Genomic DNA, 20,504 nt, shown 5'->3' on the forward strand with positions numbered 1-20,504 from the left:
TTAGGAGCATCCTCATGACCATTCTGACCCGGCGTCAGGCCCTGGCGGGCCTCGCCGCCACCGGTGCGCTCGCCTTTGGCGGCCGCCCTCTTTCCGCCCAGTCCCTGGACCAGTTCACCATCAACGCCATGCCGGCGACACCATCGGTGGTAGTCGCCCATCTGGTCGAAAACAACGCGCTGTCGGCCCATGTGGCCAAGGCCACCCTCAAGGTGTGGCGCACCCCCGACCAGATGCGGGCCGGCGTGCTGTCCGGCGACATGAAGGTGTTCGGCACGCCGTCCTATTCCTGCGCCAACATGATGAACCGCGGCGTTCCGGTACGGCTGATGAACATCATGACCTGGGGCTTGCTGTACCTGATGACCCGCGGCCCGGAAATCCGTTCGGTCAGCGATCTGGCCGGCAAGGACGTGGTGCTGGCTTTCCGCAACGACGCCCCCGACCTGATCTTCCGGCTGGTGCTGCGCCGCGCCGGCCTTGACCCGGAAAAGGACCTGAAACTGCACTATGTCGGCACGCCGACCGAGGCATCGCAATTGTTCCTGGCCGGCAAGACCGAGATCGCCGTGCTACCCGAACCGGCATCGTCGGCGGTGATCCTGCGCGGCATGCAAGCCGGCATCAGCGTCGAGCGGGCCATCGACCTGACGGAGGCCTATGGCAAACTGACCGGACGCGCCCCGCGCATCGCCCAGGCCGGCCTGGGAGTGTCCGAGGATCTGGTGCAATCGCGCCCCGAACTGGTCAAGGCCATCCACGAGGCCTGCGTCGCCAGCGCCCGCTGGGTTCTGAACAACCCGGCCAGCGCCGGCCGCCTGGGCGCCGACTACCTGGACCTGCAACCGGCCATCATCGAGCGTTCGCTGCCGTGGTTCCGTCTGAACATCACCTCGGCGGCCGAGGCTCGACCCGAGCTCGAGGCCTATTTCAACGACCTGATGGAAATGTCGCCCGACATCGTCGGCGGCCGTCTGCCCGACGACCGCTTCTATTGGGGGGCATGACGTCATGAACTGGGTCCGCGACCGCGCGTCACGCGCGCTCGACTATCTGTGGGGTGGTTGGGGCGCGGCCGCGAGCCTGTTGCTGCTGACCGCGCTGTGGGAGGCGGGACACGCCGCCTACGGCACGCTTGTCCTGCCCAGTCCGCGCGACACGGTGGCCGCCCTGGTCCGCATGGGCGGGGACGGCCGCCTGTTGCCGGCGGTCGTCGAAACCACCGGCAACGCCTTGGGCGGCTTCGTCGCCGCCTCGCTGGTCGGCGGCGTGCTGGGGGCCATGGCCGGGGCGTCGGACATGATGCGCCGGCTGCTCCAGCCCATCGCCACCCTGATGCTGGGCATCCCGGCCATCGCCTGGGTGGTGCTGGCCCTGCTGTGGTTCGGCGGCTCGGGACTGGCGGCATCGTTCACCGTGGTGGTGACCACCGCCCCCATCGTCTTTTCCGGCGCCGCCCAAGGAGTACGGACATTGGACGGCGACCTTCGCCGCATGGCCCGCGCCTTCCGGGTGCCCGGCCCCATGCTGGTGTGGGACGTCTATCTGCCGCACATGCTGTCCTATCTGTTTCCCGCCTTGGCTTCGGCCCTGGCGCTGTCGTGGAAGATCGCGGTGATGGCCGAACTGCTGAGCGGCGCCGGCGGCATCGGCGACGGTCTGGCCACCGCGCGCGTGCAACTGGACACCGTCAAGGCCCTGGCCTGGGTGCTGGCCGTGGTCGGGCTGTTGCTGGCGCTGGAATACCTGTTGCTGGAACCGGTGCGCCGCCACCTGCAAACCTGGCGACGCGAAGCCCAAGGCGGCGATTCCGCCATGACACGGGGATTGTTGTGAGATGAACGCCATGCCCCCTGCTCCCGCCCTGTCCATTCAGGGACTTTCCCATTCGTTCGGGCCGCAAGGCGTGCTCGACGACGTCACATTCAGCCTGCCGGTCGGTCGGGTGGGCTGTCTGATCGGTCCGTCAGGCTGTGGCAAGAGCACCCTTTTATCCATGATCGGCGGCTTGAGCGAACCCACCCACGGCACCATCGCCCACGCTTTCCGCCATCCGGTGTTCGTGTTCCAGGACCCGTGCCTGTTGCCGTGGCGCGACGCCCGCGACAACGTCGCCTTCGGTCTCAAGGCCCAGGGTGTGGGAAGAAACGAACGCCGCTGCCGCGCCGCCCGGCTGATGGAAGTAGTCGGCCTTGCCCCCGACGACGTCGGCAAGTACCCGCACGAGCTTTCCGGCGGCATGCGCCAGCGCGTGGCGTTGGCCCGTGCCCTGGCGATCGAACCCGACCTGTTGTTGCTGGACGAACCTTTCAGCGCCCTTGACCTGGGCTTGCGCCGTCAAATGCAGGCCCTGGTTCGCCGGCTGATCGACCAGCGCAACCTGACCGCCGTCCTGGTCACCCACGATCTGGCCGAGGCGGTACGACTGGCCGATTGCGTCTTCGTCCTGTCGGGAAAGCCGGCCCGGCTGACGGCACGGCATGACATCGCCCGTCCCTTCGCCGAACGCGACGACGGCTTCGTCCATTCCGAGGTCAACCGGCTGTTGTCCGACCCCGCCACCGCCCGCGCCCTGGCTGTCGAGGATATGGGACACGGGGGCGGGCAATGAACGCCACCGTGCTTGCCTATGGCTTCCGTCCGTTCTTTTTGCTGGCACCACTGGCCGGTGCCGCCGCCGTCCTGCCGCTGCCCATGATCTGGCTGGGTTGGGGCGGCATGTGGGGTGACCTGAGCATCGGCGCCTGGCATGGGCACGAACAGGTATTCGGCTTTCTGTCCGCCGCCCTGGCCGGCTTCCTGTTGACCGCGCTGCCCAGTTGGACCGGCGCCACGCCCGTCACCGGCCGCAATCTGGCCGGGCTGTGCCTGTTGTGGCTGGTCGGCCGCATCGCCTTTTGGCTGGACCCACTGTTGCCGCCGGCCCTGGTGGCGGCGGCGGACATCTTGTTCCTGCCGGCGCTGTTGGTCGCGGTGGTGCCGGTCTTGCGGCGGCCCGGCCCCAAGCCGTGGGAATTCGTGGCGGCGTTGGCGGCGCTGGCCGCCGTCAACGCTGTCTTCCATCTGGGACGCCTGGGCGTGGTCGAGGTAGCGCCCGAGCGGGCGGCGACGGTGGCATTGAACCTGTTTCAGGTGCTGATCGCCCTGGCCCTGGGACGCATCCTGCCGGTGGTCCTGCGCTCGGCGCAAATCGAGGCGGGACGCGCGCCGCAAGTGCGGTTGATGCCAGGCCGTCGCCATCTGGCGGTGACGACGCTGGTGCTGTTCACCGTCGCCGAGGCGGTGGTGCCCGGCCACGCGGTAACCGGCTGGATCGCCCTGGCCGCCGCCTGCGCCCAGGTGGACCGCATGCGCGAATGCCATCTGGCCGGGGCTTTGAGACGACCGCAGGCGGCGTTGTTCTATGTGGCACAGGGTTGGATGGCGCTGGGGTTGGCCCTGTTGGGCCTGTCGGCGTTGGGGATGCCTTTGGACCCGGCCGCCGCCCGCCACGCCCTGGGCTTGGGGGCCGGCGCCACCACCGCGCTGACGGTGATGTCGGTGGTGTCGTTGCGCCATACCGCGCGGCCCTTTCCGTTGCCCGCCGCCACCTGGGGACCGGCGGCGCTGGTGTCCGTCGCCACCGCCTTGCGCGTGGCGGTGCCCGACTTGGCCCCCGAGGCGATGGCGATGGCCGGCGTCACCATTCCCATGCTGTTGTGGCTGACGGCCTTTGGCCTGTGGCTGCGCACCTTTTCCCCCTGGCTGCTGCGACCGCGCGTCGATGGTTGCCCAGGCTGACACACTTCACGAGGAACAGATGGCTCGACCCGTTGTCCTGGCCTATGGCTTTCGCACCTTCTTCTTGTTGGCCCCCGCCTGGGGCGTGCTGGCGCTGACCCTGTGGACGCTGATGCTGGGCGGCCGCATGGCCGGGCCGGCGTTGCCAGCGGCGCAATGGCATTCCCATGAAATGCTGTTCGGTTTCGTCATGGCCACCGCCGGCGGCTTTTTCCTGACGGCCATCACCCATTGGTGCAACCGCCCGCCGCTGGCCGGAGCACGGCTGGCCGGGCTGGCCGGGCTGTGGCTGGCCGGCCGCGTCGCCATCTGGTTCTGGGGGGCCTTGCCGCCGGTGACGGTGGCGGTGATCGACCTGGCCTATCCGGTCGCCTTCGCCCTGTTCGCATCCACGGAACTGCTGCGTCATGGGCAAAAACGCGACCGCATCCTGCCGGTGATCTTCGCGGTCTTCATCGTCGCCAACCTGATGTTCCACGCCGAATGGCTGGGCTGGTTGGAGGGCGGCGCGGCCATGGGGGGACGACTGTTCCTGGCCGCCGTCGCCCTCAAGATCGGCGAGGTCGCCGGGCGCATCATCCCCACCTTCACCGAAACCTGGGCGGAAAAGCATGGTCTGAATCCGGCTTTGGTGCGGCGCGTTCCCTGGCTCAACCACGCCACCCAGACGGCGGTGGCGGCCTTCGTCCCCCTGTACACCCTGTGGCCGGAAGGATGGGCCACGGCGGGGGTGGCGATGGTGGCGGCGGTGTTGACGGCCTGGCGGCTGTGGGGCTGGCAGGGCTGGCGCACCTGGTGCGACCCGCTGTTGGCGGTGCTGCACCTGGGATATTGGTGGATCGCCATCGGACTTGCCCTGGTGGCACTCCAGGCAATGGCGCCGTCCCCTTTGCCGTCGGCCTTGCTGCACGGACTGGCGGCCGGCGCCATCGGCACCTGGGCCCTGGCACTGATGAGCCGGGCCAGCCTGGGCCATACCGGCCGACCGCCCAAGGTGGCGTGGTGGATGGTCCCCGCCTATGGCGCGGTGGTGGCCGGCAGCGTGGTACGGCTGTCCGAACCGTGGGTGGCGGCGACGGCCGTTCCCGCCGTCCTGGCCGCCGCCGCCGGCCTGTGGTCGTTGGGTTACCTGGTGTTCCTGGCCGGATACGGCCGCTGGCTGGTAAGCCCCCGCGTGGACGGCAAGCCGGGCTGATCTGGACAAGGCCGGGCGGCGGATGCTTTGATGCCGACCCGGCCTTTCCTTTCTCATGTGGACCCGTGGCCCGCACCATCCTGATCCTTGGCGGCACCAGCGACGCCCACGCCCTTGCCGGCCGGTTGGCGGCCAGGGTGGGCGTCCGCGTGGTCTCAAGCCTTGCCGGCCGGACCGGCAACCCGCGACTGCCCTCCGGCGAGGTGCGGATCGGCGGGTTCGGCGGCCCGGAATCCCTGGCCCGCTATCTTGAGGAAACCGGGGTGGACGCCGTCGTCGACGCCACCCATCCCTTTGCCGCGCGCATGGGATGGAACGCGGCCGAAGCCTGCGCCCTGGCCGGGGTGCGGCTGCTGCGCCTGGAACGCCCGGCATGGCAGCCCGGCCCCGGCGATTGGTGGCGGATGGTAGCGGATTGGCCCCAGGCGGTCGCCGCCCTGGGCGACAGCCGCCGCGTACTGTTGGCGCTGGGCCGACAGGAACTGGCCCCCTTCGCCGCCCTGACACGGGTCTGGTTCCTGATCCGCTCGGTCGAGGCGCCCGATCCCATGCCGCCCTTCGCCCAAGCCCAAATACTGTTGGCACGCGGCCCCTTCGCCGAGGCCGACGAGATCGAACTGCTGCGCCAAAACGGCATCGACACCATCGTCTGCAAGAACAGCGGCGGCCCCACCGACGGCAAATTGGCGGCGGCCCGTGCCTTGGGTCTCAGGGTGGTGATGCGGGCCCGCCCCGCGCGCCCCGATCTTCCCACCGTCGCCGACCCGGCCGCCGCCGAGGAATGGTCATTGCGCCCGGCCGACTAGGCCGCCGGTACGGTCGAAGGCCAGGACCTGGACCGCCACCGGAGCGCCGTCCAACACCCCAAGCGCCACCTGCCGCGCCTGGATGGCAACGACGTCGCCCAAGGGAAGACCGGCGGCACGGACCATCTCCAGCACTTCAAGCGCGGTGTTGGCACGTCGGGTGCGGTCCACCATGGCCTGATCGCCACCCAAAGCCGCCACCTGCGCCGCCAGCCACGCCATGTCCACTTGGGAGCGCTTGGAATGCAGGTCCATGGCTCCCGCCGCCAGCTTGCACAATTTGGCGAAACCGCCGGCGATGGTGAGTTGGGGCAGCGGATGGCGGCGCAGATACTTCAGCATGCCGCCGACGAAATCACCCATGTCGATGATGGCGTCCTCGCCCAATCCGGTCAGCGCGCGGGCCGCCTTTTCCGAGGTGTTGCCGACACATCCCGCCACATGGGTCAAGCCGGTGGCGCGGGCGACGTCGATGCCGCGCTGAATGGAATGGATCCACGCCGAACAGGAATAAGGCACCACCACCCCGGTGGTGCCCAGGATCGACAGCCCACCCAGGATCCCCAGGCGAGGATTCCAGGTGGCTTGGGCCAAACGCTCGCCACCGGGAACCGATATCTCGATTTCCAAATCGGGAATGCGCCCCACGGACGCCGCCAAGGCCGCCACCTCGGCCGCCATCAGCTTACGCGGCACCGGATTGATCGCCGCTTCGCCCGGCGGCAACGGCAAACCCGGCTTGGTGACGGTGCCGACACCCGGACCGGCGCGAAAAACGATACCACTGCCGGACGCCGCCGGACGCAGGGTCGCGACAATGGTGGCGCCGTGGGTGACGTCGGGGTCGTCGCCGGCATCCTTGACCACCCCGGCCCGTGCCCAACCATCCCCCGTCTCGGCCAAAGCCAAGGCAAAGGACGGCGTCTCGCCGCGTGGCAAGGAAATGCCGACGGGATCGGGAAAACCCAATCCGTAAAGCGCCGAACACGCCGCCTTGGCGGCGGCGGTGGCGCAGGCGCCGGTGGTCCAGCCCGAACGGAGCGGTTTTTCTTCGGAAGCGTCGGTCATGATGGCCGCAGCCTTTCACCCTGCCCCGTGCCCTGTCAACGAATCCGCGAACAAGACAGCGCGGACCGGCGCGCCGTTGGCACGCTCGATCCTGAGGGGCAGTGCGCAAAAGCCGTATTCCCCCGCCGCCACCGATGAAAGGTCCAGTCCTTCGAGAATCAGCACGCCGGCCCGCAACAGGGTGTTGTGCACCGGATAATCGCTGTCGCCACCCCGTTCAACGTCGATGTAGTCGAAACCGACCATGTTCAATCCCAGTTCCGCCGCCGCCTGTGCCGCCTCGGGCGAGATATGGGCATGGTCCTCGCGGAAAGGGGCGTTGGTCGGAATGGCCGAATTGCGGGTCTTGAACAGCACCGTGCCGTCACGCCCGACACCGGCGCCGAGCACGTCTCGGGCCTCGACGCGGTCGCCCGCCACCTCGACCACCACGCAGCGGCCAAGGAAGCGAGCCAGCGGCACGGCATCCAAGGACGCGCCGTCGGCCAGGAAATGCGACGGTGCGTCCACATGGGTCAGCAGATGGCTCGACCACCCCGAAAGAGCCGTCAGGCTGAAGGGATCGCCTTGGGAAACGGCGCAGATGTCGTGGTGACGAAGCGGCGGGTCCCCCGGATAGACCACCGAGTCCGAAGCGATCACCCGAGAGATGTCGATGATGGCGTCCATGGCGGTTCCTGCGGTGCCGATAGGAAATTCAGTTTAAGCGAATCGCCTGCGAATTGTCATGGGAGAGCCCGCCCCCGGCACCTATGTTATGAGCATACGTTCATAAATACATCCCACGGGAATGGACGTGAACCTGCAAGGCGGCCCTTGGCCGCCCCATCACCAAGGAGACCATCATGACCGATTTTGAAGAAATCCCCCCCCGCGCCCGCTTCGCCGAGCAGGAAGGATGGGGCCGCGGCCGCCGCGGCCGTATGCGCAACCGGGGACAAGGACAAGGCCTGGGCAATTGCCGGCGCATGGGCGCCTGCGCACCGGCCGAGGATTTGGCCGCCGAGCGCGAAGCCCTGAAGCGGCGCCTCGCCTATCTGGACCAGATGCTGGCTGAAACCGCCACCCCGACCCAACCGGAATGAATAAGACAAGGGCCGCATCCCAGCCGGGATGCGGCCCAAAATCAGCATTTCACACCAAGGGAACCAATAGCATCCGCGCGGCCTGGATCGCGCGGATGTTTTTGTTGCTGTGAATTGTCATGGGAGGACAACCGCCCTTGGGCTTAGGTTATGAACGCACGCCCGAAACGGAGCCCCCATGCCCAGGCCGCACAAAGCGAGAAGAATCCAGCAATTGCCGCCGGCTTGTCTGTACAAGCCACAAGGAATACCCGCCCGGCAATTGCGCGAGATCGTGCTGTCTGTGGACGGGTTCGAGGCATTGCGCCTTGCCGACGCCGAGGGGTTGGACCACGAAGGCGCAGCCGGCGAAATGGGAGTTTCCCGCCCGACCTTCTCGCGGATTCTAGCGGAAGCACGCGCCGTGGTGGCCACCGCCCTGACCCAGGGCTGCGCCCTCAGGATCGAAGGCGGCCCCTGCCGGCTGGACGACGCACCAGCGGCTGAAGCGTCCCCCCCTTGCGGCGGCGGCCACGGTCACGGCCGGCGGGGTGGACGCAAAGAGTGAGCCCCCAAAAAAACGCGAAACGATGGAATTATATTAAGACTGACGGCGAAACCACCGTCCCCTCCGAGCAAGGCGAAACATCCCTGACCGAAACGCTTCGACCCGCAGAACCGTCCACGGCACCGCCGCCGCCTCGCGCAGATGGGCCAGCCACCATTGCGCCGACGGACGCGACGGGCGCACCCCGGTCACCGTGACCGCCAGCCCCAGGCGGGCGAAGATGTAGCGGGTGCGCGGCACATGGAACGCGTCGGTGACCACCAGGACGCGGCGCCAGCCATGGCGGCGCAGCAGCGGCCGACAGAACAGGGCGTTCTGGATGGTGTTGAGCGCCCGTCCCTCGACCATCACACGGGCGGTCTCCACCCCGGCGGCGACGGCCATGGCCCGCATCGTCTCGGCCTCGATCCCGGCGGGCGAGGTGGGGCCGCCGCTCATCACCAGCGCCCCGACCACCCCCGCATGCAGCAACTCCACCCCGTGGACGACACGCCGGACCAATGCCGGCGAGGCGGTGCCGTCGTCGGCGAGCCGCGCGCCCAGGATGATCGCCACGTCATAAGAATCGACAGCAGGGCGCCACATCGGATAAGCAAATCCCTCAAGGAGTCATGGAGCACAAGATGGAAAAGCGCCGCAACGCCGACGTGATCGTGGAGACCCTGGCGGTCGATGGCAAGCGTGTCATCGACGTCGGCTGCGGCGATGGCCATCTCGCCCGCCATCTCGCCAAATTCGGCGCCCGTGTCCTGGGCGTGGAATGTTCCCCGCGCCAATTGGCCAAGGCCCGCGCCGCCGAAGCGGTGGACAGCGTCGAGATCGTCGAAGGTGTCGGCCAGTCCCTGCCCGCCCCCAGCGGCGAGGCCGATTACGTGGTGTTCTTCAACTCGCTGCACCACATCCCGCAGGCGGTGATGGGCAAGGCGTTGGAAGAAGCGGCCCGCGTGCTCAAGCCGGGCGGGCTGGTCTATGTCTCGGAGCCCGTCGCCGAAGGCCGCTTTTTCGAAACCTGCCGCGCCGTCGACGACGAGACCGAGGTCCGCGCCCTCGCCTACAATGCCCTCAGGACCTGCGCCGCGCTCAAGCCGGTTCAGGAATTCCGGTATGTCCACACCGTTCAGATGCGCACCTTCGACGCTTTCCGCGAACGCATCGTCTCGGCCAATATCGAACGCGAGTCCCGCTTCGACGCCAACCGCGAATCCTTGCGTGCGCTGTTCGAAGCCAACGGCACCCGCACCGACAGCGGATGGGCCTTCGAACAGCCCATGCGCGTCAACCTGTTGCAACGTTAGAGCACGGCGCTATTCTCGCACGGCACCAGACAAAGAACGGACGGACCATGTCGGAGGCGATGAGCGAGGTGTTGAACTGGGTGGCGCTGCACTGCCCGGCTTCGTTGCGCCCCGAGCTTCTGCCCGCGCTCAGCGCCGCCGCCCAGCAATCGGAAGGCGAGGACGCAGCCGAGTTGTGGCGGACCCTGGCCGAACGGCTGGTGGCCAGCGGCCACATGGAACTGGCGCGTGAAGTGTTGAAACGCTGGCAGGTGCTGGCGCCGCCCGACCATCCGTTGCATGCCGTGCTGAACAGCGGCGCCCAGGCGGAAAGCCCGCCCCCGCCGCCCAAGCCGCGCCCCACCCCGCCCGTCGTCAAGCGCGAGGAACCCAATTCCCGCATCGTCCGGGTCATCGACACCACCTACACCTTCCACCGCGTCGATGCCCAGATGGACAAGGTCCAGGGCCGCAAGGTGGTATGCGGCTGGGAAACATTCCTGGACGACGACGACAAGACCTCGCGCGCCGTGCTCAACCAGTTCGAGGACGGTTCCTATGCGCCGTGGGCGGTGTCTGGCGTGTTCTCGGATTTCGCCGGCGCGGCGGCGGTCGAGGTGGTGGTGCGCACCATGCAACGCCATTTCGTCTTCACCACCAAGAAATCCGACGCCACCCGCCGCACCCTGACCAACATCGTCCTGCCCGCCACCGCCGTCCTGGCCGTGCTGGCCGGCTATCTCATGGGCATCTTGCATTAAACATGGCCGAAACCACGCTTTCCTCCACCGGACCGGCGATCATCCTGGTCCGTCCGCAATTGTCTGAGAACATCGGCACCGCCGCGCGCGCCATGCTCAATAACGGCCTGACCGACCTGCGTCTGGTGGCACCCAAGCCCGACTGGTTGAGCGAGCGGGCCATCGCCGCCGCCTCGGGTGCAGACCGGGTGGTGCTGGAAGCCAAGGTGTTCGACACCACCGAAGCGGCGGTCGCCGACCTGCAACGGGTGTGGGCCACCACGGCGCGCAACCGCTTCATGGTCAAGCCGGTGGACACGCCCAAGACCGCCGCGACCGCCATGCGCGCCCTGGCGGCCGAGGGCACGCGCTTCGGCGTGCTGTTCGGTCCCGAGCGAACCGGATTGCACAACGACGACGTGGCCCTCGCCGATACGGTCGTAACCGTGCCGCTGAACCCGGACTATTCCTCGCTCAATCTGGCGCAATGCGTGTTGCTGGTATCCTATGAATGGTATCAGGCGGCCGACCCGGAACTGCCGGAACGGCACATGACCAAGGGTGCCCAGCCGCCGGCCAGCAAGGAAAAGCTGCTGGAGTTCTTTGGTCATCTGGAACGCGAGTTGGACGATTGCGGTTTTCTGCGCCATCCCGACAAACGGCCGGTGATGGTGCGCAACATTCGCAACATGTTCCAACGCGCCAATCTGACCAACCAGGAAGTGCAAACCCTGCACGGCATCGTCCACGAACTGGTGACGTATCGTCATAAAAAGGCAGACACCAAAAACTGAAGCCGTAATCGCGCGGCGGTGACTTGCGGATATCCGCAATATACACGGGACCGCAAGTCGGCGTAGTCAATCCTCCCCCTATGCGCACAAAAAATACATGGGGACGGAGGAAATACATGCTGCACCGCATTAAATTCGGCACCCGTCTGGCCATCCTGCTGGCGGTCAGCGTGGTTTTGGTAACGGCCATCGGCGCCACCGGCATTCTGGGCGGGCACCAATTGTCGCGCGGGATGACCTCGCTTTACGGTGCCCGCGTGGTGCCGCTGGGTTTGCTGGCACAGATCCAGGACGCGGTCAACCGGGTGGGGGCCGGGGTCTCGACCGTCGTGCAAAGCGATTCGCGCCTGACCCTGGAACGCATGGAAAAGGACATCGCCGCCGCCGAAACCGAGGCGGAACAATTGTGGCGCACCTATTCCGCCGGCCCCTTGTCCGACGACGAACGCAGCCTAGAGGCCGCCTCGCACGAGGCGGTCAAAGCCTTTTTCGCCGCCGCCAACGACACCTTGAGCATGGTTCGCGGTGGCGACAGCTACGGCGCCCACGAAATGCTGGAAGAGCGGACCACGGATCAGCTTTCCGCCGCCACCGAAGCATTGCGAGGCCTGATGGACCTCCAGATCACCCTGGCCCGCGACGATTTCGAACGGGCCTCGGCCGGCTGGAGAACGGCCGGCGGCATCGGCCTGGGCGTCGGGCTGTTCGGTCTGGCGTTGCTGGCGATCGCTTCGGCGGTGGTGGCGCGCTCCATCACACGGCCCATGACAGACATCATTGGCGCCATGAACCGGCTGGCGGCGGGGGACACCCAAATCGCGGTGGACGGTGCCCAACGCCGTGACGAAATCGGCGACATCGCCCGCGCTCTGGCGTCGTTCAAAGACGCCGCCATCGACCGCGAGCAATTGCGCGCGGCCCAGGCGGACACCGAAGCCCGCGCCGCCGCCGACCGTCGCGCCGCCCGCGAACGCATGGCCGCCGAGTTCGATTCCTCGGTCCGTGGCCTTGTCGCCCAGGTGGCCGACGCGGCCACCCGCATGGAAGTCTCGGCCCGCCAGTTGGGCGCGTTGTCGGACACCGCCCGCCGCGACGCGGCAAGGGTCGAGGACGCCGCCCATCAGGCGGCCCATTCCGCCACCCAGGTCGCCGGCGCCACCGGGCAATTGTCGGCCTCCATCGGACTGATCGGCCAGCAAGTGGACGAATCCGGCCGCATCGCCGCCCAGGCCGCCGCGCAAAGCCGCGAAACCTCGGCCATCATGCGCGACCTCGCGGCCAGTGCCGGCCGCATCGGCGAGATCGTGTCGATGATCGCCGACATCGCCGCGCAAACCAATCTGTTGGCGTTGAACGCCACCATCGAGGCGGCCCGTGCCGGCGACGCCGGCAAGGGTTTCGCCGTGGTCGCGCACGAGGTCAAGAATCTGGCGGGGCAAACCGCACGTGCCACCGACGAAATCGGCTCCCAGGTGGCCGGGGTCCAGGCGGAAACGCAAAAAGCCGTCGCCGCCATCGGTGCCATCGACGCCATCATCGAACGCATGAACGTCATTTCCGCCACGGTGGCGGCGGCGGTGGAACAGCAGGCGGCGGCCACCGACGACATCGCCCGCAGTATCCGGCAAGTGTCGGACGGCGCGGCGGCGGTCAGTCACGGCCTGGACAGCGCGGTCCAAGCGGTGGAGGCGGCTGGAACCGCCTCGTCCGAGGTCATGACCACAGCCGAAACCCTGTCGGGCCATGCCGGCGCCCTGGATCGGGCGGTGGACGGTTTCCTGGCCGATTTGTGCGCGGTCCGGCGCGGTTAAGCCTCGGTTCACCGGATACGGCCTACCCTTTGGGGAACGTCATCCGGGGAAACGCCCATGGACTTGCTCAAGGCCTATTGGTCGGTGGACGAAATCACCACCAACGTCATCATTCTCATGCACCTGTCGGGCGCCCTGGCAGTGGGCGTGCTGATCGGCTACGAACGCTCCTTCCACGGCCGCGCCGCCGGCATCCGCACCTATGCCCTGGTCTGCGTCGCCGCCTGCGTGCTGACGGTGGTCAACGCCTATCCCGGCCAATGGTTCGGCAGCCTGTCGACGCCACCCGCCTCGGCCGATCCTACCCGCGTCATCCAAGGCATCATGACCGGCATCGGCTTTCTTGGCGCCGGCGTCATCATGAAGGAAGGCATGTCCATACGCGGGTTGTCCACCGCCGCGTCGATCTGGATGACGGCGGCCATCGGCGTGGTCATCGGCCTGGGCTTCTATGGCGCAGCCATCAGTGCCGCCATCATCACCATCGCGTTGATGAGCGGCGTGCGCAGCATCGAAACGGCGCTGCCCCACACCACCATGATGCACCTGACGCTGAAGTTCCCACGCGCCCACACCCCGGAAACCGGCCCGTTGCGCGAGATGATGGAGGAATGCGGCTGGGAGGTATCGGATTGGTCCTTCCAACGCGGCGAGGGGGGCCGGAGCTTCGAATACCAGATGGTCCTGCACGCCCACGCGCCGGCCAAGCCGGAACTGCTGGTCCAAGCGTTGGACCGCCTTGAGGGGGTGCTGGAATACCGGCTGTCGCCGACCCGAAGCTGAATGTTCCGGCCGGCATTGCAGGAACGCCCCCGCCGCCTACATTGGACCGGAACCAACTTGCCGGACACCGTCATGCGTCTTGTTCTCGCCTTTGTCGCCGCCTTTGTCGCCGCAATCCCCGCCCGCGCCGAAACACCCTTGCCAAGCTTCGAGGCACCGCTGATGCGCGACCATGTCCTGGTGGGCAAGCTGTGGCTGCCGGCGACCCAACGTTTCGCCACTCCCGACGAGGTGGTGGAACTGGCCCGCGCCGCCGACGCCGTGTTGTTGGGCGAAACCCACGACAACGCCGACCACCATGCCCTTCAGGCCTGGATGACGGCCCGCCTGATGGAAAGCGGCCGCCCCCCGCTGGTGGCATTCGAGATGATCGACGCCGGACAGGAAAAGGCGCTTAGGCGCCATCTGGCCGATCATCCCGGCGACGCCGCCGGATTGGGGCCGGCGCTTTCCTGGGAAAAGAGCGCGTGGCCGTCCTGGTCGCTCTATCGCCCCATCGCCGAGGTGGCGCTACGGGCCGGAGCTGCGCTGGCTCCCGCCAACCTGACCCGCGAACAGGTTGGCGACATCGTCAGACACGGCGACGACCACGGCCTTCCCCCCATTTCCCGGCAACAACTGGCCAGCATCGGCGAAGACATCAAGGACGGCCATTGCGGCATGCTGCCCGACACGGCGGTTCCCGGCATGGTGCGGGTGCAGCGCAGCCGCGACAAGGTGATGGCCGAGGCCCTGATCCAGGGGATGCATGACCACGGCCACGCCATCCTGATCGCCGGTGCCGGCCACACCCGCACCGACCGCGGTGTCCCGGTTGCGCTGTCCCAGCTTGCACCGACGGCCAAGGCGTTCTCGGTCGGCTTTCTTGAGGTCAAGGACGGCATGACCGACCCCGCCGCCTATGGCGAACGCTTCGGCACCCGGACACCGCCATTCGACGCGGTGTGGTTCACCCCGGCGGCAGAGCGCGAGGATCAGTGCGAGGCTTTTCGCCGGCACATGGAGAAGAAAAAAGGAAAAGGGGCTTAAAGCCCCTTTTCAAAATCGGCCGGCGACCGCAGATAGGCGCCGAACACGTCCGGTAGACGCCGCTTCAAATCCTCTAGCGGATCGGACGGGTCCAACGGTGTCCGCTGCGTCTTCTCGCAGAACATCTTGATCAGCTTCTTGTTGCCCGGCGGGCCGAAGATGGCGCGGAACGGGCCCTCGCCCAGCCGTTCCTGAGCCACACCCAGGAAGATCGGAATCTGGTTGAATTGCAGGTAGTGGACCAACTGGTTGATGGTCTCGCCCGAAATCTCGTGCAGCCATTCGGCCATGTTTTCCAGGTCCTTGGCGTTTTGGACCTCCATGGCTTCCAGACGGTCGCAATCGACGCACATCTCCCAGAACTTGTCGCCCATTTTCTCGTAGACGGCGCCGTGCAGGAATTCGTAACGCTCCTTGCCCAGGAAGGCGACACCCTTGGCGGCCAAGGGCTGGGTGTCCAACATCTCGCGCATCATCTCGTCGGACAGGATCTTGCGGGCCTGTTCCATGGAATGGCGGCCGATGTCGGCCAGCGACGCGATGCCTTCGGGGGTGCGCAGGGTGGTGACGCCCTTGCCCAATTCGTTGATCAGCTTGACCGGAATTTCGGCGAAATACGGAATGAGCGGCACCTGCCAGTCAAAGTCCAGATGGTCCTTGATGGCCGCATAGAACTTGTCGCCCTGGGTCGGCGACGGCTTGGGCTGTTCGGCCTCGCTCCATTTGCCTTTGACCAGATCGGCCAACTTGTCCAACAGCGATTTGGTCGCCGGGCTCTGAGTCACCTTGCCGGGCGGCTTGAGCGCGGTTCCCCAACGATGGTCGGCATAGGCCTTGGCCCCCGAACGCACCACCATGCCGACAATCTGGTTCAGCGTCCGTTCGCAACGCAAGGGAGTGTCGTTGTCCTCGACCGGGGCGCCGTTACCGTCGACGATCAGGTCGTGGAATTTTTCCCGCCGGGTGGTGACCAGTTGCAGACAGGCGAACAACAAATCCGGCGTCGCCATGACCGTGCCATAGGGATCGTCATAGGACTTGAGCGCCGGAATCAGTTCCAGCACCCGTTCCGTCACGGGTCCCTTGATGGCGCGGATGATTTCCTTGCGGTTCTGCGCGTCCTTGTCCACCGCCTTGGCGGCAGGCTTGCCCTTGTCGGACATCCCTTGTCCCATCCCCTGTGCCCGGATCGTCCCGGACTATTCGTTCAAGATCGTGGTCGGAAGCTGGTTCATCTTGGCCAGCAGGTATTCCAGGTCGTCGGTTTCGAACTCGACACCCAGGTCGCCATACTGGGTCAGGATGCGCTCGATCATCCGACGCGAAAACCGCTCGCGGTCGTTCGGTCCACCGTCGTACTCCATTTCATAGGACACGTCGACGGCGGCCCGCATGGCGGCGAAGAACGCCTTGGGCAGGCCAGCCTTGTCGAACAGCGCCTCGAACCCCCGCTTGCCGGCGTCATGGATCAGGGTGCGGGCGTTCTCGAGCTTGATGCGGGCCAGCTTGGCCAGCGCCCATTCGAAGAAGGTCATGTCGCCCATGCACACCGCGCGCAGGATGATGGACGGCGTCAGGCGATTGTTGCGATAGAGGTGATCGACCAGCTTGGCGACGTCGGTGTCGGTGTCGGCCAGCCCCAGAACCGCCAGCTCGCGCGCCTGCAACAACAGGTTGGCGGCCATTTCCGGCGACATGTCCGGGCGGGCGGCCAAGGCCTGACGCAAGTTCTCGGACACCTTGGCCATCAGCCGTTCGGCCACGGTCACCGGCAGCAAGGCGCGTTCGACCAGCGGCTTTCCCACCATCTCGGAAGAACCGAATTCGTCCACCACACGCTGCAACGCGGCCTCGGTCAACTCGGCGCCTTCGTTGGCGACCAGCGAGGCGACCGCCGCTTCGTTGTGGCTGTCCACCAAGGCGTCGGCGAGGTGGGCCGACACATGGGCGCGCCGCGCCACCGCCACCTGCTTTTCCGGCGACTGTGCCTTGACGATCTCGATCAGATCCTCGTCGGTCAGGACCTCGGAGAATTGCAACATGGGCAACGCCACGCTATCGACGTCACGGGCCAAGGCCACCGCCACGTCGTTGGGAACCAGCGGGTTTTCCTTGAGTTGGCGCGACAGCGCCTCGCGGACGCGCACCTCGGCGTCCTTGACCATCAGGCGGAAGATGTCTTCCGCCAGTTTGCGCTGCGCCGTGCTCAACGCCGGATGCTGTCCGGCGATCTTCCCGGCGATCTCGGCCCGCGTGTCCGCCGATGGATTGGCGAGCAACCGGGCGACGTCTTCCTCGTTCAGCTTCTGGTCCACGTCCGCTTTTCTTTCGGTTTGCGGGTCCGCCGGTCAGCGGCCACCCGATATTATACATTGTTCCAAAGGTCTGAACAGCTATGCGCAGACCTGATCCAGCCACCGCCCCAGCGCCGCCGCCCCCTTTTTCTCGATGACCGGGGCGTGGCGGGCGGTCTCGGCACGCAATTGCCCGACGCTGAGATCGGGTTGTGCCGAAATCTCGCCCAGATGGCCGACGAACCACCGTTCCAGGCCGCGGCCGCTGACCTCGGCGTGGAATTGCAGACCCAAGGCCCGCTGTCCCCAGGCGAAGGCCTGGTTCGGAGTGACGGGTGTCGAGGCCAGAAGGTCCGCCCCATGCGGAAGGTCGAAGGTGTCGCCATGCCAATGCAGCACCGCCGCGCCCTGCAACTCGGCCAAAGGAGAGTTCTCTCCGGCCTCGGTCAGCGACAGCGCCGACCAGCCGATTTCCTTGCCAGCGGGGTTGGGATAGACCTTGGCCCCCAGCACGCGGGCCATGATCTGGGCGCCCAGGCACAGCCCCAGAATGGGGCGGTCGGCCCGAAGCCGGCTTTCCACCGCCTTCATCTCGGGCAACAGGAAGGGGAACGATTCTTCGTCATAGGCGCCCAGCGGACCGCCCAGCACCACCATCAGGTCGGGGGCCAGGGCGTCCAACGCCGCAAGGTCGTCGGTGGGGGCCTCAAGATAGCGCACGCTGAAACCGCGTTTCGCCAGCACTCCTTCCAACAGGTCCAGGTCCTCGAACGCCAGATGACGGATGGCCACACAGGTCTTCATATCCTGCCTCGGTCAAAGGTGAAGGGCGCATGCGCATTCAATCATGAACCGGCCGCCGCCGCCACCCCTCGCACGCAGAGGCTACAACCCCAGATAAGCCGCCTGAACCTTGTCGTCGGCCAAAAGCTCGGCGCCGGTTCCTTCCATCACCACCGCCCCGGTTTCCAGCACGTAGCCGCGGTCGGCGATGGCCAGGGCGGCGGTGGCGTTCTGTTCAACGAGGAAGATGGTGGTTCCCTGGCGCTTCAAATCCTGGACCGTCTGGAAAATCTCGGCCACCAGCAAGGGGGCCAGCCCCATGGACGGCTCGTCCAGCAGCAACAGCCTGGGCGCCCCCATCAGCGCACGGGCGATGGCCAGCATCTGTTGCTGTCCGCCCGACAAGGTGCCGGCCGGCAGGTGCCGTTTGTCGCGCAGGATGGGAAACAGCGCATACATGCGTTCCATGTCGGCGGCCACACCCTTGCCCCGGCGGCGATAGGCGCCCAGACGCAGGTTGTCCTCGACCGACAGCGGGCCGAACACCTGACGTCCTTCGGGCACCTGGGCGATGCCGGCGGCGACACGTCCTTCGGCCGACATGCGCGAGATGTCGGCGCCGTCGAAGCGGATGGCGCCGCCGCTCAAGGGCTGCACCCCGGACAGACAGCGCAGCAGCGTGGTCTTGCCGGCGCCGTTGGCACCCACCAGGGCGACCAGTTCCCCCTGCTCGATCCTGAGGTCGATGCCCTTGAGCGCCAGGATGCGGCCGTAATGGCTGGAGAGATCGGAAATTTCGAGCAGCATCAGACATGCGCTCCCAGATAGGCGGCAACCACGTCGGCGTTGGCGCGCACCTCCGTCGGCGTGCCCTCGGCCAGCTTGCGGCCGTAGTTCAGCACCAGGATATGGTCGGAGATCCCCATCACCATCTTCATGTCGTGTTCGACCAGAACCACGGTGACGCCCATAGCCGCCACCTTCTTGATGACCTCGTCGATCTCGCGGCTTTCGGTGGCGTTCAGCCCCGCCGCCGGTTCGTCCAGCAACAACAGACGCGGCTTGGCCGCCAGCGCGCGGGCGATTTCCAGCCGCTTGAGCGCGCCATAGGGCATGGACGCGGCGTCGGAATTGACATAACGGCCCAGGCCGACGAAATCCAACAGTTCGACGCAATGAGCCCGGCATGCCCGGTCACGCCGCACCACCGACGGCAGACGCACCAGCGACGCCCAGAAACGGCGGTCGAGATGCAGGTGATGGCCGACCATGACGTTCTCGACGGCGCTCATGTTGAAGAACACCTGAAGGTTCTGGAAGGTCCGGCTCATGCCCAAACCCGCCAGTTCGCTGGGCCTGCGTCCCGCGATGTCGTGGCCGTCCAGCCGGATGGCGCCGCGCGTCGGGGTGTAGATGCCGGTCACCAGATTGAACAGCGTGGTCTTGCCGGCACCGTTGGGGCCGATGATGGAATGGATGGTGCCGGGACTGATGGCGAAGGACAGGTCCTCGACCGCGTGCACGCCGCCGAATTCCTTGCTCAACCCCTCGACGGTCAAAAGGCTCATGGCGTCCTCCGGCGCTTGGCGAGCAAAAGACGCAACGACGGCAACAACCCCTTGGGCATGAAGATCATGGTGCCCATCATGATGCCGCCCAGCACCATGGCCTCGTAATCCTCGAACGACGCCAGGAACTGCGGCAGCAGCGTCAGCAGAACGGCGCCGACCACCGCGCCGAAGGTGGAGGCCATGCCGCCCAGGACCACCATGGTCACCACCTCGATGGAGCGGAAGAAGCTGCCGATGTCGGGGGTGATGAAGCCGTTCTTGTGGGCGAACAGCGAGCCCACCACGCTAGCGAACACCGCCGAGACCACGAACACCAGCACCTTGTAGCCGGTGGTGTCGACGCCCACCACCTCGGCTCCCACTTCCGAGCCGTGCACGGCGCGAAGCGCCCGGCCCACCGGAGAATCCACCAGATTGAGCGACAGCCAAACCGCGATAACCACCAGCACCGCCGCCAGCCAATACCACGCCTGGTCGCCGGATACGGTCAGCCCCGCCACCGAGAAGGCGTCGACGCCCAGGCCGTCGGGACCGCCGGTAACGGCCGATTCGGTCTTCAGCACGATGTGGATGATGATGCCGATGCCCAAGGTGGCCATGGCCAGATAATGCCCCTTGAGCTTGAGGATGGGCCGCCCGACCACGAAGGCCAGGGCGCCGACCACGCCGGCCGACAGCAACAGCGCCGCCAGCGGCGGCAAGCCGTACCGCCCGGTCAACAGCGCCGAGCCATAGGCCCCCAACGCGAAGAACCCGGCATGGCCCAGGCTGATCTGGCCGCCATAGCCGACCAACAGGTTCAGGCCGACGCACAAGGTGGCGTTGAACAGGGCGTTGACCGCCACGTCGTAGAAATAGGCGTTGGGAAAGCCAAGCGGCGCCAATGTCACCAGCGCCACCAGCACGGCCAACCCGCCGGTTCGGGGAGATTTCCACATGATGGC

23 protein-coding genes are annotated in these 20,504 nt (G+C 66.7%); 14 read left to right on the top strand and 9 right to left on the bottom strand.

Translation table 11 applies throughout. The features are described from left to right. Window positions 1–14: 14 nt before the first annotated feature. The 6 genes from G4223_RS05720 (at window position 15) to G4223_RS05745 (ending at window position 5,781) form a co-directional block, all read left to right on the top strand. Window positions 15–1,007: an ABC transporter substrate-binding protein gene (locus G4223_RS05720; protein WP_163676282.1), complete on the top strand. Its 993-nt coding sequence runs from the start codon at window positions 15–17 to the stop codon at window positions 1,005–1,007. A 4-nt stretch (window positions 1,008–1,011) separates the two neighbouring features. Then, the gene (locus G4223_RS05725) at window positions 1,012–1,836 is read left to right on the top strand and encodes an ABC transporter permease (protein ID WP_163676285.1); all 825 of its coding nucleotides are present in this window, start codon (window positions 1,012–1,014) and stop codon (window positions 1,834–1,836) included. A 1-nt stretch (window position 1,837) separates the two neighbouring features. After that, window positions 1,838–2,611, top strand: coding sequence for an ABC transporter ATP-binding protein (locus G4223_RS05730; protein WP_241003969.1), 774 nt, complete (start codon window positions 1,838–1,840; stop codon window positions 2,609–2,611). After that, window positions 2,608–3,780 carry an NnrS family protein gene (locus tag G4223_RS05735; RefSeq protein ID WP_163676289.1) on the top strand — a complete coding sequence of 391 codons (1,173 nt, stop codon included), beginning with the start codon at window positions 2,608–2,610 and terminating at the stop codon, window positions 3,778–3,780. Before G4223_RS05730 ends, G4223_RS05735 begins: the two co-directional genes overlap by 4 nt. A 19-nt stretch (window positions 3,781–3,799) precedes the next feature. Next, window positions 3,800–4,975 (top strand): NnrS family protein, encoded by a 1,176-nt coding sequence (locus G4223_RS05740; RefSeq protein ID WP_163676292.1) that lies wholly within the window; start codon window positions 3,800–3,802, stop codon window positions 4,973–4,975. A gap of 65 nt (window positions 4,976–5,040) precedes the next feature. Beyond that, window positions 5,041–5,781: a cobalt-precorrin-6A reductase gene (locus G4223_RS05745; protein ID WP_163676295.1), complete on the top strand. Its 741-nt coding sequence runs from the start codon at window positions 5,041–5,043 to the stop codon at window positions 5,779–5,781. Here G4223_RS05745 and G4223_RS05750 read toward each other — a convergent pair. Both G4223_RS05750 and G4223_RS05755 read right to left on the bottom strand, forming a co-directional pair. Beyond that, window positions 5,761–6,849 carry a cobalt-precorrin-5B (C(1))-methyltransferase gene (locus tag G4223_RS05750; RefSeq protein ID WP_163676298.1) on the bottom strand — a complete coding sequence of 363 codons (1,089 nt, stop codon included), beginning with the start codon at window positions 6,847–6,849 and terminating at the stop codon, window positions 5,761–5,763. The two genes, G4223_RS05745 and G4223_RS05750, sit on opposite strands and share 21 nt — an antisense overlap. Before the next feature lie 15 nt (window positions 6,850–6,864). After that, complete coding sequence (locus tag G4223_RS05755; RefSeq protein ID WP_163676301.1) at window positions 6,865–7,518, bottom strand: cyclase family protein; 654 nt, start codon at window positions 7,516–7,518, stop codon at window positions 6,865–6,867. A 176-nt stretch (window positions 7,519–7,694) separates the two neighbouring features. Between G4223_RS05755 and G4223_RS05760 the strand changes: the two genes are divergently transcribed. Both G4223_RS05760 and G4223_RS05765 read left to right on the top strand, forming a co-directional pair. Beyond that, window positions 7,695–7,934, top strand: coding sequence for a hypothetical protein (locus G4223_RS05760; RefSeq protein WP_163676303.1), 240 nt, complete (start codon window positions 7,695–7,697; stop codon window positions 7,932–7,934). A 178-nt stretch (window positions 7,935–8,112) separates the two neighbouring features. Then, on the top strand, window positions 8,113–8,481 hold the full coding sequence (locus G4223_RS05765) for a DUF134 domain-containing protein (protein ID WP_163676305.1): 369 nt from the start codon (window positions 8,113–8,115) through the stop codon (window positions 8,479–8,481). Between the two features lie 33 nt (window positions 8,482–8,514). Here the strand turns inward: G4223_RS05765 and G4223_RS05770 are convergent, their stop codons facing one another. Next, window positions 8,515–9,066, bottom strand: coding sequence for a YdcF family protein (locus tag G4223_RS05770; protein ID WP_163676307.1), 552 nt, complete (start codon window positions 9,064–9,066; stop codon window positions 8,515–8,517). A 26-nt stretch (window positions 9,067–9,092) separates the two neighbouring features. Between G4223_RS05770 and G4223_RS05775 the strand changes: the two genes are divergently transcribed. The 6 genes from G4223_RS05775 (at window position 9,093) to G4223_RS05800 (ending at window position 14,912) form a co-directional block, all read left to right on the top strand. Then, window positions 9,093–9,776, top strand: coding sequence for a class I SAM-dependent methyltransferase (locus G4223_RS05775; RefSeq protein ID WP_241003970.1), 684 nt, complete (start codon window positions 9,093–9,095; stop codon window positions 9,774–9,776). A gap of 47 nt (window positions 9,777–9,823) precedes the next feature. Further along, the gene (locus G4223_RS05780; RefSeq protein WP_163676309.1) at window positions 9,824–10,516 is read left to right on the top strand and encodes a hypothetical protein; all 693 of its coding nucleotides are present in this window, start codon (window positions 9,824–9,826) and stop codon (window positions 10,514–10,516) included. A 2-nt stretch (window positions 10,517–10,518) separates the two neighbouring features. Next, a complete protein-coding gene (locus G4223_RS05785; protein WP_163676311.1) occupies window positions 10,519–11,289 on the top strand; it encodes an RNA methyltransferase in 771 nt (256 codons plus the stop codon). A gap of 116 nt (window positions 11,290–11,405) precedes the next feature. Continuing rightward, window positions 11,406–13,100 carry a methyl-accepting chemotaxis protein gene (locus G4223_RS05790; RefSeq protein WP_163676313.1) on the top strand — a complete coding sequence of 565 codons (1,695 nt, stop codon included), beginning with the start codon at window positions 11,406–11,408 and terminating at the stop codon, window positions 13,098–13,100. 57 nt (window positions 13,101–13,157) lie between these two features. Beyond that, window positions 13,158–13,883 (top strand): MgtC/SapB family protein, encoded by a 726-nt coding sequence (locus tag G4223_RS05795; protein WP_163676315.1) that lies wholly within the window; start codon window positions 13,158–13,160, stop codon window positions 13,881–13,883. 72 nt (window positions 13,884–13,955) lie between these two features. Then, a complete protein-coding gene (locus G4223_RS05800) occupies window positions 13,956–14,912 on the top strand; it encodes a ChaN family lipoprotein (RefSeq protein ID WP_163676318.1) in 957 nt (318 codons plus the stop codon). Here the strand turns inward: G4223_RS05800 and G4223_RS05805 are convergent. From G4223_RS05805 to G4223_RS05830, 6 genes are all read right to left on the bottom strand, one after another. Then, entirely contained in the window at window positions 14,909–16,075 is a 1,167-nt protein-coding gene (locus G4223_RS05805; protein ID WP_163676320.1) for a hypothetical protein, read from the bottom strand. The two genes, G4223_RS05800 and G4223_RS05805, sit on opposite strands and share 4 nt — an antisense overlap. A 36-nt stretch (window positions 16,076–16,111) precedes the next feature. After that, window positions 16,112–17,227, bottom strand: coding sequence for a SpbR family protein (gene spbR / locus G4223_RS05810; protein WP_163676322.1), 1,116 nt, complete (start codon window positions 17,225–17,227; stop codon window positions 16,112–16,114). A gap of 78 nt (window positions 17,228–17,305) precedes the next feature. Next, on the bottom strand, window positions 17,306–18,010 hold the full coding sequence (locus G4223_RS05815; RefSeq protein WP_163676324.1) for a glutamine amidotransferase: 705 nt from the start codon (window positions 18,008–18,010) through the stop codon (window positions 17,306–17,308). Window positions 18,011–18,091: 81 nt separating this feature from the next. Further along, the gene (locus G4223_RS05820; RefSeq protein ID WP_163676326.1) at window positions 18,092–18,796 is read right to left on the bottom strand and encodes an ABC transporter ATP-binding protein; all 705 of its coding nucleotides are present in this window, start codon (window positions 18,794–18,796) and stop codon (window positions 18,092–18,094) included. After that, complete coding sequence (locus tag G4223_RS05825) at window positions 18,796–19,557, bottom strand: ABC transporter ATP-binding protein (protein WP_163676328.1); 762 nt, start codon at window positions 19,555–19,557, stop codon at window positions 18,796–18,798. The genes G4223_RS05820 and G4223_RS05825 overlap by 1 nt, the downstream gene beginning before the upstream one ends. Further along, window positions 19,554–20,498, bottom strand: a complete 945-nt coding sequence (locus G4223_RS05830) for a branched-chain amino acid ABC transporter permease (protein ID WP_163676329.1) — start codon at window positions 20,496–20,498, stop codon at window positions 19,554–19,556. The genes G4223_RS05825 and G4223_RS05830 overlap by 4 nt, the downstream gene beginning before the upstream one ends. Between the last annotated feature and the right edge of the window lie 6 nt (window positions 20,499–20,504).

Source organism: Magnetospirillum aberrantis SpK (assembly GCF_011022235.1).
Lineage (GTDB): Bacteria > Pseudomonadota > Alphaproteobacteria > Rhodospirillales > Magnetospirillaceae > Magnetospirillum > Magnetospirillum aberrantis.

Excerpts from the sequence above, each read along its gene's own strand:
- G4223_RS05820 (WP_163676326.1), bottom strand. The coding sequence starts at position 18,796 with ATGCTGCTCGAAATTTCCGATCTCTCCAGCCATTACGGCCGCATCCTG.
- G4223_RS05725 (WP_163676285.1), top strand. The coding sequence starts at position 1,012 with ATGAACTGGGTCCGCGACCGCGCGTCACGCGCGCTCGACTATCTGTGG.
- G4223_RS05825 (WP_163676328.1), bottom strand. The coding sequence starts at position 19,557 with ATGAGCCTTTTGACCGTCGAGGGGTTGAGCAAGGAATTCGGCGGCGTG.
- G4223_RS05760 (WP_163676303.1), top strand. The coding sequence starts at position 7,695 with ATGACCGATTTTGAAGAAATCCCCCCCCGCGCCCGCTTCGCCGAGCAG.
- G4223_RS05795 (WP_163676315.1), top strand. The coding sequence starts at position 13,158 with ATGGACTTGCTCAAGGCCTATTGGTCGGTGGACGAAATCACCACCAAC.
- G4223_RS05755 (WP_163676301.1), bottom strand. The coding sequence starts at position 7,518 with ATGGACGCCATCATCGACATCTCTCGGGTGATCGCTTCGGACTCGGTG.
- G4223_RS05750 (WP_163676298.1), bottom strand. The coding sequence starts at position 6,849 with ATGACCGACGCTTCCGAAGAAAAACCGCTCCGTTCGGGCTGGACCACC.
- G4223_RS05740 (WP_163676292.1), top strand. The coding sequence starts at position 3,800 with ATGGCTCGACCCGTTGTCCTGGCCTATGGCTTTCGCACCTTCTTCTTG.
- G4223_RS05735 (WP_163676289.1), top strand. The coding sequence starts at position 2,608 with ATGAACGCCACCGTGCTTGCCTATGGCTTCCGTCCGTTCTTTTTGCTG.
- G4223_RS05720 (WP_163676282.1), top strand. The coding sequence starts at position 15 with ATGACCATTCTGACCCGGCGTCAGGCCCTGGCGGGCCTCGCCGCCACC.
- G4223_RS05775 (WP_241003970.1), top strand. The coding sequence starts at position 9,093 with ATGGAGCACAAGATGGAAAAGCGCCGCAACGCCGACGTGATCGTGGAG.
- G4223_RS05815 (WP_163676324.1), bottom strand. The coding sequence starts at position 18,010 with ATGAAGACCTGTGTGGCCATCCGTCATCTGGCGTTCGAGGACCTGGAC.
- G4223_RS05830 (WP_163676329.1), bottom strand. The coding sequence starts at position 20,498 with ATGTGGAAATCTCCCCGAACCGGCGGGTTGGCCGTGCTGGTGGCGCTG.
- G4223_RS05770 (WP_163676307.1), bottom strand. The coding sequence starts at position 9,066 with ATGTGGCGCCCTGCTGTCGATTCTTATGACGTGGCGATCATCCTGGGC.
- G4223_RS05785 (WP_163676311.1), top strand. The coding sequence starts at position 10,519 with ATGGCCGAAACCACGCTTTCCTCCACCGGACCGGCGATCATCCTGGTC.
- G4223_RS05780 (WP_163676309.1), top strand. The coding sequence starts at position 9,824 with ATGTCGGAGGCGATGAGCGAGGTGTTGAACTGGGTGGCGCTGCACTGC.
- G4223_RS05790 (WP_163676313.1), top strand. The coding sequence starts at position 11,406 with ATGCTGCACCGCATTAAATTCGGCACCCGTCTGGCCATCCTGCTGGCG.
- G4223_RS05805 (WP_163676320.1), bottom strand. The coding sequence starts at position 16,075 with ATGTCCGACAAGGGCAAGCCTGCCGCCAAGGCGGTGGACAAGGACGCG.
- G4223_RS05800 (WP_163676318.1), top strand. The coding sequence starts at position 13,956 with ATGCGTCTTGTTCTCGCCTTTGTCGCCGCCTTTGTCGCCGCAATCCCC.
- G4223_RS05730 (WP_241003969.1), top strand. The coding sequence starts at position 1,838 with ATGAACGCCATGCCCCCTGCTCCCGCCCTGTCCATTCAGGGACTTTCC.
- G4223_RS05765 (WP_163676305.1), top strand. The coding sequence starts at position 8,113 with ATGCCCAGGCCGCACAAAGCGAGAAGAATCCAGCAATTGCCGCCGGCT.